This is a genomic window from Thermoanaerobaculum aquaticum (genome assembly GCF_000687145.1).
Lineage (GTDB): Bacteria > Acidobacteriota > Thermoanaerobaculia > Thermoanaerobaculales > Thermoanaerobaculaceae > Thermoanaerobaculum > Thermoanaerobaculum aquaticum.
Map to the genome: position 1 here is coordinate 211,594 of NZ_JMFG01000008.1, position 10,807 is coordinate 222,400.

Annotated in this window: 6 protein-coding genes and 1 tRNA gene; 6 read left to right on the plus strand and 1 reads right to left on the minus strand. The window is 60.8% G+C overall.

The window, feature by feature from the left end:
• Positions 1–14 precede the first annotated feature (14 nt).
• Entirely contained in the window at positions 15–2,681 is a 2,667-nt protein-coding gene (locus EG19_RS04180) for a prolyl oligopeptidase family serine peptidase (protein ID WP_053334865.1), read from the plus strand.
• Between the two features lie 141 nt (positions 2,682–2,822).
• Here the strand turns inward: EG19_RS04180 and EG19_RS04185 are convergent, their stop codons facing one another.
• Positions 2,823–3,323 carry a ferritin gene (locus tag EG19_RS04185; protein ID WP_200867115.1) on the minus strand — a complete coding sequence of 167 codons (501 nt, stop codon included), beginning with the start codon at positions 3,321–3,323 and terminating at the stop codon, positions 2,823–2,825.
• A gap of 127 nt (positions 3,324–3,450) precedes the next feature.
• On the opposite strand from EG19_RS04185, the gene EG19_RS04190 reads away from it, so the two are divergent.
• From EG19_RS04190 to EG19_RS04215, 5 genes are all read left to right on the plus strand, one after another.
• Positions 3,451–4,761: an adenylosuccinate synthase gene (locus EG19_RS04190; protein WP_038047783.1), complete on the plus strand. Its 1,311-nt coding sequence runs from the start codon at positions 3,451–3,453 to the stop codon at positions 4,759–4,761.
• 63 nt (positions 4,762–4,824) lie between these two features.
• Entirely contained in the window at positions 4,825–6,405 is a 1,581-nt protein-coding gene (locus tag EG19_RS04195) for a peptide MFS transporter (protein WP_038047785.1), read from the plus strand.
• A gap of 562 nt (positions 6,406–6,967) precedes the next feature.
• Positions 6,968–7,774, plus strand: a complete 807-nt coding sequence (locus EG19_RS04200; protein WP_152543904.1) for a hypothetical protein — start codon at positions 6,968–6,970, stop codon at positions 7,772–7,774.
• Between the two features lie 1,246 nt (positions 7,775–9,020).
• Positions 9,021–10,388, plus strand: a complete 1,368-nt coding sequence (locus EG19_RS04210) for a hypothetical protein (protein ID WP_038047791.1) — start codon at positions 9,021–9,023, stop codon at positions 10,386–10,388.
• Positions 10,389–10,639: 251 nt separating this feature from the next.
• Positions 10,640–10,715 (plus strand) — tRNA-Lys (locus EG19_RS04215).
• Positions 10,716–10,807 lie beyond the last annotated feature (92 nt).

Sequence of the window (10,807 nt, forward strand, 5' to 3'; positions counted from 1 at the left end):
GGGGGGAGGTTTCGATGAAGCGCCTCATTCTTTTCGGTTTGCTTTTTGCCCTCGGGGGAGAGCTGGTGCCGGCCCATGAGGGGGTGTGGTCGGAAGAGGACATAGTGACCCAAGAAAGGGCCCAGGACCTTACGTTTCTCCCCGACGGCCGAGCGCTTTGGGTAAAGACCACCGTAAGTCTCAAAGAAAACCGCGAACTTCACCACCTTTGGCTGACGGAGCTGGGAGGGGAACGCCGACAGCTTACCCGGGGAACCGTTAGCGATCGCGGGCCCCAGGTTTCCCCCGACGGCAAACTGGTGGCCTTTCTTTCCGACCGCCCCTTGCCCAAGGAAGGGCCCGAGGCCAAAGGACAGCAGGTCTGGCTGCTGCCGGTGGAAGGCGGAGAGCCGTACCCGCTGACCCGCCAAGCTAAAGGTGTTAAAGCTTTCGCGTTCCGCGACAACCAAAGGGTGCTCTTCCTCGCCGAGGACGCCCCCGACGCCCTGGACCGGCAACGGGAAAAGGCTAAGGACGAGGCACAGGTGGTGGAGGACGAGGAGCGTCAGGAGCGGATTCGTTTGTTCCAAGTGGAACTTGCCACCGGCAAGGTGCAGCGCCTCACTACCAACACCTCGCCCATCACCTCCCTGGCGGTGAGCCGCAACGGGCGGTGGGTGGCCTACCAAATCAACGTGAGCCCGTCCTTCGAGGCCGATGCCCGCCGCAAACCCGAGGCGTACCTTTTGGATTTGCAAACGGGGACGACCCACCGCATCCTGGCGGACCGCCGGGCCACCCCTACCGCTTTTCGTTTCACGCCGGATTCGCGCTTTCTGGCGTTTACCGAGACCTTTTCCTCAGACCCCCAGTGGGAAGGGGCAGGGGTTGAAAAGCTCTACGTCCTGAACCTGGAAACCCAGCAGGTGAGCGAGGTTCCCCTGGACTGGCCGCGGGGGCTTTCCTCCCCCTGGGCTTACGCGGTGGCGCCCCAGGGCTTTTGGGTGCTCCTGGCGGACGGTACCCGTAACCTGCTGGCTTTTGTGCAGGAAACCACGGACGGGTTTCACCGGCAGGAGCCTTTGGCCGAGCACGTGCAGGCTTTGGCCGTAGGCCAGGACCGCCAGCACCTGGCGGTTTTGCACTCCACCCCGCAGCAGCCCCCCCAGTGGTGGCGTCTGGAGACCCGCGACGGCAAGCTGGTGCGCACCGATCAACTCACGGACCTCAACCCTCAGCTTGCGGATAAGCCCACCATGCGGGCCGAGGTCATTCGCTGGACGGGAGCCCGGGACGAAACGGTGGAGGGCATCCTTTACTACCCCTTGAACTACCAGGCGGGGAAGCGCTACCCCCTGGTGGTCATGATCCACGGCGGACCTGCGGGGGTGGACCAACTGGAATGGGAAGCCTCCTGGGCCTACGCCCCCCAGCTTTACGCCCAGCGCGGTGCCTTTGTGCTCTTCCCCAACTACCACGGCAGCTCGCACTACGGCCTGGAATGGGTGGAGTCCATCAAGGGGCATTACTACGAGCTGGAAGTGCCCGATATCCTCAGGGGCGTGGATCACCTCATCGCCCAGGGGATGGTGGACCCTGATCGCTTAGGGGTTTTGGGCTGGTCCAACGGGGCCATCCTCACCGTGGCGCTTACGGTGGCCACCGACCGCTTCAAGGCGGCCGCCCCGGGCGCCGGCGACGTCAACTGGATTTCCGACTACGGCAACTGCGCCTTTGGCGTTCGTTTCGACAACTCCTACTTTGGCGGTCCGCCCTGGGAGCAACTGCAAACCTATATTGAAAAATCCCCGCTTTTCCGCTTGCACCAGGTCACAACGCCAACACTGATCTTCTTCGGCAGCGAGGACACATCGGTGCCCACCGAACAGGGCTGGCAGCACTTCCGGGCTTTGCAGCAAATTGGCAAAGCCCCCGTGCGCTTCGTGCTGTTCCCCGGAGAAGGCCATTCGTTAGCTAAGCCTGCCCACCGTTTGCGCAAGCTCAAGGAGGAGCTGGCGTGGTTTGATCGCTACCTCTTTGGCCAACCCACCCAGGACAACCCCTGGCGGAAGGAGGGAAGCCCCCTGGACGTGCTTTTGGCCCGCTCCCGCCAGCCTCAGGTCAACGGTTGGTTTGGCACCTTGATCAAAGGCAAGCTCATTCCCCATACGGTGCCGGTTCCCGCTTTGGGCAACGTCAAGGTAGCCCCCTTTGAGGTGACCCGCGCTCAGTGGGCCGCCCTCAACCCCGGTTTCCGGTTTTCCCCGACGGAAGGCAACCTCCCCATGGTGGGCGTGAGCGCCGAACAGGCCCAGGAGTACTGCCGCAAGCTCTCCCAGCTCACCGGCCGCAAATTCCGCCTTCCCACCAAGGCTGAATGGGAAAAGCTCCAGCACAAGAGCCAGGGCCAGCCGGTGAATTGGGAACGGTGGCTGGGGGAACCCCCAGCCTTCGACGACCTCCCCGAGCTGGCCAAGCTCATTACCCCGGCGGGAGGACCCGCCGTGCTGCTCAAACCCGTGGGCTCCGGTGATCTGGCCTCGGTGGCGGAGGGGATGGCGCTTTTCGACCTCAAAGGCAACGCTGCGGAGTGGGTTTGGGAGGGTGACAAAGCCTTGCTTTTGGGAGGCTGTGCCACCTGCTTTGAGGACCAAACACCTCCCCAGGGCCTGGCGGGCTTTCGGGTGGTGGAGGCGCCGTAAGCGCACCGTAGAAACGGCAAAAAGGGGCGGTCTGGCGACCGCCCCCAGGAAAACGGGCGACCTGCCGGTCGCTGTGTTCCACTTGCCAATGGCAATTGCAGCGTGCCGGTCTCGCGAAATCGGGCGACCAGCCGATCGCCCCTACTCCTCCGCTTCCCGGGCGGCCAGCTCCCGGTCCAGCATGAAGAGCGCCGGGGCATGGTCACCCACCAGCTTGAGGCGGTGGATGATGGGCTCCAGCTGCGCTTCCTCTTCCACCTGCTCGGTCACAAACCACTGCAAAAACGCTTCGGTGGGGTAATCCTTGAGCTGCCGGGCCAAACCCACCAGCGCATGAATGCGAGAGGTGATGTGCTGCTCGTGAGCCAAAGCTGCGGTAAAGGCTGCCAGGGGGCTATCCCAGCTCCCTTGCGGTTGGGGCAGCGCCTTCAGCGACACCTTGCCCCCACGCTCCAGGATGTGGCGGTAAAACTTCATGGCATGGCCCATTTCTTCCTGGGCTTGCACTTCCATCCACTTGGCCATGCCCGGCAACTGCTTGGCGGCAAAGTCCGCCGCCATAGCCAGGTACAGGTAAAACGACCCCATTTCCTCGTAAAGCTGCTCGTTGAGGGCTTTTTCCATTTCGCCGTTCAATGCCATAATTCGCCTCCTTCGGTGCCATTCTAGTCGAAAAGGCCGGTTTGAGCTTCCGTCCAAAATCTGCTAGAAAGGGGTAGGGCTGACCAGCCGCCAAGGCGAACCCAGCACCCCAAAGGAGCACGTGGTTATGGCCAACGTTGTGGTTGTGGGAGGGCAGTGGGGCGACGAGGGCAAGGGCAAAGTGGTGGATTTGCTTTGCCCGGCGTTTCGGCATGTGGCTCGTTTCAACGGCGGCAACAACGCCGGCCACACCGTGCGCTTTGCCGATCGCCACTTTGCGCTGCACCTTATCCCCTCCGGGATCCTCCATGAGAACTGCCAGTGCTACATCGGGCCGGGGGTGGTGGTGAACCCGGTGAGCTTGGTTTCCGAAGTGGAAAACCTGGAGGCCCAGGGTGTCCCCGTGCGGCACCGCTTGCACCTTTCCCCCCGGGCCCACTTGGTTCTTCCCCACCACCGGGCCCTCGATGTGGCCCGGGAGGAAGCCAAAGGCGCCAGGAAAATCGGCACCACCGGGCGCGGCATCGGACCCACCTACGAAACCAGAGCCTCCCGCACCGGTTTGCGCGCCGGTCTCGCCCGCGATCCCCAACGCCTGCGGGAGAAGGCCAGCGCCTTGGCCGCCGAGCTTTCCCGCCAGCTGGCCACCTACCCCCAAGCCCAGCAACCCACAGAAGAAGAGCTGGAGCAAGCCCTGGCCAGCGCCGAAAAGCTCGTGCCCTTCCTGCGGCCGGTGGATAGCCTGCTGGCGGCTGCCTGGAAGAAAGGCGAGGCCATCCTTTTCGAAGGGGCGCAGGGAACCCTTTTGGACTTGGACTTTGGCACCTACCCCTTCGTCACCTCCTCCGGCTGCCTCGCCGGCTTTGCCGCACCGGCTTTGGGTCTGCCTGCCCGTGCGCTGGACGGGGTGCTTGGGGTGTTCAAAGCGTACTGCACGCGGGTGGGTGCGGGGCCATTCCCCACCGAAATCCAGGATGCCCTGGGCGAGCACATCCGTCGCCGGGGCAACGAATTCGGTACCACCACCGGACGGCCACGGCGCACCGGCTGGTTCGATGCGGTGGCGGCCAGGGCCGCGGTACGGTGGAGCGGGATTGAGGCGGTGGCCCTCACCAAGCTGGACGTTTTGGATAGCCTGGAGCGCATCCCCGTGGCTGTGGCCTACCGGCTTGGCGATTGCGAAGTGACCGAATTCCCCGACGATGCGGAAGAGCTTGCCGCCGTACAGCCGGTTTTCGAGGAGCTGCCGGGCTGGAACACCGACACCACCGGGATCACCGAGTTCGAAAAGCTGCCCCCCTTGGCGCAAGCCTACGTTCGGCGGTTGGAAGAGCTCATGGGGGTGCCGGTGGTTCTCATCTCCACCGGGCCTCGGAGGGAGGAAACCATCCTCCGGCGCATCCCACCGCTTTCCGGCTGGATTGCCGAGCTCGGTTAGGCAGTGCTTGCAGCCGGCCGCTGGTTTTTCTAAAGTCCCACAGCATGACAGGGGGAGGAGCACATGTTCCGAGGTCATCCTAGCGGATTAAAGGTCTTGTTCTTTACGGAAATGTGGGAGCGCTTCGGCTACTACCTCATGATTGGCATCTTTTCGCTGTACATGCTGGATGCCGTCATGGGGGGTCTCGCTTTTCCCAGAGAGCGGGCCGCCGAAACCTACGGTACCTTCGTGGCCCTGGTGTACCTCACGCCGTTTTTCGGGGGCGTTCTCGCCGATCGCGTGCTGGGCTACCGCCGAAGCATCGTTTTGGGTGGCTTGCTTATGGCCGCCGGGTATTTTTGCGTGGCCTTCGGGGGGCTCAAGCTCTTTTATTTGGGATTGGGTTTGGTGGTGGCCGGGAACGGCTTTTTCAAGCCCAACATTTCCACCATCGTCGGCAAGCTTTACGAAGAAGGTTCACCCTTGCGGGATTCGGCTTACAACATCTTTTACATGGGCATTAACATTGGCGCCTTTGCCTCCAACTTTGTGGCCGCCCTGCTGCGCAACCGATTCGGCTGGCCCGCCGCCTTTGCCGCCGCCGGCGTGGGGATGCTCATCGGGGTGGTCATCTTCCTTTCCTTCCGCAAACACCTGGCCCACGTTCCCGACCGTGGTGCCGCGGGGCCGGTGGAAGACAGGGCGCTTCGGGAAATCCTCCTGTACATTTTCCTGCCTGCAGCAGTGCTGGGCACCGTAGGTTACTTCCTGTTGGGCCCCAAACTTGGCTCACCCTCCACCACTGCCTTTGCTTTAGGCGTCGTGCCAGCGGTGGTTTACTACATTCGGCTTTACCTTACCGCCCCCGCCGCCGAAAAAGGCCCAATTGGCGCCTTGCTTTCCATCTTCTTGGTAGTCATCGTGTTTTGGATGATCTTCCATCAAAACGGCTCCACCATGACCTACTGGGCCGACGAAAACACCCGCAGGGAAGCGGGCGTTTTGGCGCCGGTGCTGCGAACCCTGTACTTCGACCAAGACGCCACCATTGGCGAAACCATTAAGGACCCCGACGCTCAAGGCTCCTACTGGCGCAACGTGCCGCCGGAAAACCGACCGGCACCTGGGGTTAAGGTTACGCTCATTTCCACCGAGCTTTTCCAGTCCATTAACCCGTTTTTCATAGTCGTGCTCACCCCACTTATCGTAAGCTTTTGGGGCTGGCTGCGCCGCTTTGGGAAGGAGCCTTCCACGCCCGCAAAAATTGCCTGGGGGCTCTTTATCACCGCCATTTCTGCTCTGGTGATGGTGGCAGCGGTTTTGACAAACAACGGGGGTACCACCAAAGCTTCCCCTTGGTGGCTTGTGAGCTCGTACGTCCTCATCACGGTAGGCGAACTTTGCCTCTCGCCCATGGGCCTTTCCTTGGTTTCAAGGCTGGCACCGGCGCGGGTGGGAGCCGCCATGATGGGCGGGTGGTTCTTGGCCACTTCCGTGGGCAACAAGCTCGCTGGCGTGTTGGCTGGGTTTTGGGAGGAGCTACCCTTGGCGGCCATTTTTGGCATTAACGCCGCCGCCGCTGCCCTCGCTGCCCTGGTTATTGCCCTCATGACTCCCAAAATCCGCGCCATTATCACCCAGCACGCCAACCAGAGGACCTAGGAGGGGAAAAGCGGGCTCAGGCTACCTTCAGCTCCTTTGGTAGGCATTCCGAACATCCGGTGCCGGAACGCCAGGCTCTACTGGGGAGAAAGGAGCAGCATGCACGTACAGCATATCGGTTACCGCATCCGGCCTTGAACCGATGCCACAGCTCCCCACGCGCATCGACAGCCCCTGGGCGCCCCAAACCCTTGCGCGGTGCGCCGCTCTGCCACGCCACGCAAGCCCAAGGGCGTGCGCACCGCGCCGCTTAAGCCCCTCGCCGCGGGTGCCACCCAGCGCGTGCGCTCGTGTCTCGCGGCTACCCCCTCACCCTCATCGACCCCGGCAGCGAATTTGCCCCGACTCTCGCCCTCCAGCTGCGCCACAAGCTACACCCAGGGCGCCCTGCAAGCCGCCTTCGTTAACGACCACGAGGACCTGCCATTCACCGGCGGGGCACTCTTCAACCACCGGCTCGTCTTCTCCAACACCTACCGCCCCCACCATCGTCTCGGACAAAAAACCTCTCTCTCATTCCTCCTTCAGCACCACCCCGCGTGCCAAAGAAGGTGGTGGACTCATGCAGGGACTTGACAAAAAAAGTGGCAACCTCCACTCAGCAAAAAACCCCGCGGCCGGCAGCAGGGCAAAGAAAGGCGGACAAGCAATGAAAAGACTCACTCAAGTATTCATTTGTGCCATGGCAATCTTGCTGTCGTTAGCTGCGAGCTCGCAAGCGGTGGCTCTCCCGCCCGGGGGTGACGAAATCGTAACAACCACCCTGTTCGAGCTCGCCAATGGATCGGCCAGCGCCCGCTGTCTACTTCCAGAAAACCTCAACAGCGGGGCGCAATGGCTGATTTACTCGTTGACCTCTTCGTCGGGCACGATCTCGGGCGTTCTGAACCAAGCCGGGCAGGGCACCATCGTGTTTCCGGACGGCTTGCTAGGGATAGAGATTGGCTCGGGCGGCCAATCTGTGGTTTCTCTCGAGCCCACCGCGGGACCCCCATTTGTGATGGTTATCTCACCAAACGGATCGGCGCAACTGAGCGGGGATCTGGCGGCAACCGCCTCGAGCATGCCCGTTACTTTTGGCCCGCTCGGGCAAGCTCTTGTGGGTTTGGGGTTGGATTTAGGCCTCGTCGAGCCTGACCCCACAGGTGGCTTCCGGCCGGTAATGGGCGTCGACGAATTGTTGTTCGGCGCGGGCCACCAGCGCAATAAGGCCACGGCGAAGACGGCTACGTGGGCCTTGGCTTTTATTGGAACAGGCTACGAGTGCTTTAGGCTTGGTGCCGGCTGCCTCGGTTTTCCAGTGGTTTTCAACGAGTTTGTTGGGGCCTGGATAAACGAGCATCGGACGTGCCTCAATATCTCGAACTAAGAAGCGTATAATGCTTTTCGTGTGAGGGGTGAAATGCCTTTGACGGTATCTGTTTCGCTGATGGTGTTTGCGGTCGTGCTTGGGTTGATCCCGTTTTTCGGGTTGGCTGGTCGGCCGCTTCTCCAGCGAATAACGGTGGCTCTCTCTGCGCCGGCGCTGGTAGCTCTCCTGCTTTTCGCCCCATGGGACACAAGCCCTACCTGGCAGTGGAAGCGCACGCTATTCTCCGTGGCCCTTGCTATCCTTCTTGCCGTTGCCGGGTACTTTGACTTGCGCCAAAATCGAACGTTGCTCCCGTTCTTCTTGGTGCCCGCGGTCTTTGGGCTCGGGATGATCTTCTTGACGGCCGAAAAACCCTTCCTCTCGAGAGCTTTCTGGGTAGAACATGAGGCCCCGGGGCGCGACCTCGTGTCCTTCTCAGCCCTTGCCGTGGCGGTATTGGCCTACTGGCTCTGGCGAAGGCGTGACCGGCGCGCCGGTCACTAATTGATAAGAGCTGTCTTTCTCACTCATTAGTATCAGCCAGGATCGGAACCGGTGGGAGGTAGAAGCCTACCACCATCCGAGCCTGGCTCTTTTTCTGGTTTTCGCCAAGGCAGCCGCCGTTCCCACGCCAAAGGCGGCGGGTTGGTGGATTGTTTAAGGCGAACCCGGGCAAGGGTTCCGCAACCCTTCCCCTCGGCCCACACCCTCCCGCTCTTGCCCATCCACCACCGCGCCGCCTACCTAAAATGGTGGACGCATATATGGGGCTTGACAAAAAAAAAAAAAAAGCGCCAACCTTCATTCAGGAAAAGCCCCGCGCCCGGGAGCGGGGAAGAAACGAAAGGAGGATAAGGACCAAATGAAAGCAAAAATCTCGACGCTTCTGCCAGCATTTGCGTTGGTGTTGGCTGGTGCTGCGCTCTGGGCAACGGAGAACCGCACCGCTCTGCCAAAAAGTTCAGTTTCCCCGTCGTGGGCGACTCCGTGTTCTTGCTCGTTGCAGCCTTTGGTTCAGGAAGAGCAACCTAGTAAACCCTCGCCCAAGGTTGCCATTAGGGATGAATTCCGTGACTCTGAATGCAGACTTTTGTGGGGCAGCGGTTATGCCTGCTTCGCCACACCCCACAGCCAGTGTAGTATGTGGGTTGTGAAGCTCGACGACGGCAGCTGGCAGATGTACTGCGCGTGATCTTGTGGGCGGGTCCAGTCCCTTTCCGGCTGGACCCGCCCCTTCTTTTTGTAAAACCTCAGGGAGGTAGGTATGAGAAAAGCTTTCCTTGCCCTTTCCTTTCTTTTGGCAGCAGCCTCTGCGTTTGGGGTGGAAGTCACCGCTGGCAGAGTACTGCAGTTAGGCTTGGAGCTAGAGTTCACTCCGGAGCGAACACGCGATTACAGGTTGGAAAAAGTAATCCCCGTGAGCCAAACCCGCGCTTTGGCGCTCATTGATGAACAGCACACGGAACCGGTGGGACCAACGCCCACACCCAGTGCTTTTCGCAAGCCCCTCTGGGAAGGCCCGCCACCGTTTCGGCTTTCCAACCGGGTGATGCTGGCCTTCCTCAACCGCGAGGGGCAGGTGGTGTCTTGGACGAAGGTGGATTCGGAAGGCGGGGGCGAAAAGGGTCGTTGGGAAGACGCGCACCTTTTGGCCATAGAAGCCGATGCCTGCCCCTACGCCGTGATCCCACCCGATCGCCACGAGCTCTTTTGTTTTGATTGGCAACTCAACGCCCTAAAAAGCTACGAACTACCACCAGCCGTCTACACCGGCGTTGCTTCCGTTTTTACCACCGAAGGTTTGGAAGTTTGGCTGTTTCCCATGCCAGGCTCCGCTCCCCGAGGGGAACGCACAACCGCTTCGTACAAGGCCTCCCTTTTTGAGCCTGTGGAAAAGCTGGAGCTTGTGGCTTTTCGACTCAAAATCCCCTCCGGGGAAGTGCAACCCCTTGCTGTGGACGCTGGCAAGCTGGTACATCGCTTGCAACTTTTTGCCAACAAAGGGAGGAAAGATCCCCTCACCGTCCAACCAGGGAGCGTGCGCCTGTTGCCGGTACGCGAAAAGCCGGGGGTGCCACCGGTGCGGTTGGTGATCACGGCAGTGGCAGCAGCTTCTTATGAAAACGAGCTGCATTTTACAGGTGAAAGGCTTTTCTTTTTGGCCGAGCTTTTCGAGAACAGCACGGGCAAGCTGGAAATGCTACCTTTTCGCTTCCGTCACGAAGAAGGTGTAGCAGCGGACTTTGATGAGAAAAACGGCGTCGTGGTTCTGCCAGCTTTCGTGGAACCTTGGCAGCTCAAAGCTTTTGAAGCTGGCAAAGACGGGGTCGCCGTTTACTGCAAAGTTATGATCCTCGACGAGGAAAAGCTTCAAGCCGTCCGTGAGGGCAAACCGCAACAGGTCGCCGCTTCCAGTTTTTTTCTCGTTGCCCAAAAAAGACAAGCCCATTTTGTGGACTTCGATTCGGTAGAGGCGGCAACGGAAAAGCTTTCCACCTCTCGGCTGAAGGTTTCCCCTGTTACTGTCCTTTTGGGAAGGGTTGGACCTCAGGAGTTTGTCTTTAGGGCTGGATGTTTGGAACCACCTTCCACAGTGTGGCGCTGCGCAACTACGGTGGAACTAACCTTTTAACGGGCCACGTTTTAGCCCGCCCCCGCGAACACCTCTCACGGGGTGCATACGTTCAGACACCTTCTGCACTGGTTCGTTGCCAAGGGCGCCCATGCGGATACAGCAGGTTGGTGAGGGGATCCGTGGTGGTACAGGCGAGCCGGCTCACGTCAATTCTGTCAAAAACACGGCCTTTTCGCCGCAAAGGAAAGAGTTCCAGCCCTTTCCGTCACCTTGACCGACTCGGCGCGTTCAGGTAGCCTTTCGGGCGTGGGCCGTTAGCTCAGCAGGCAGAGCAGCGGGCTTTTAACCCGACGGTCGGGGGTTCGATTCCCTCACGGCCCACCATCTGTCGCGGGGGGCACGGCCACGCTCCCCCGCCCACCCGTGGCCGGCTTGGCCCCCCGAACCCCCACGCGCGCGCCAGCAAAGCTGGACGC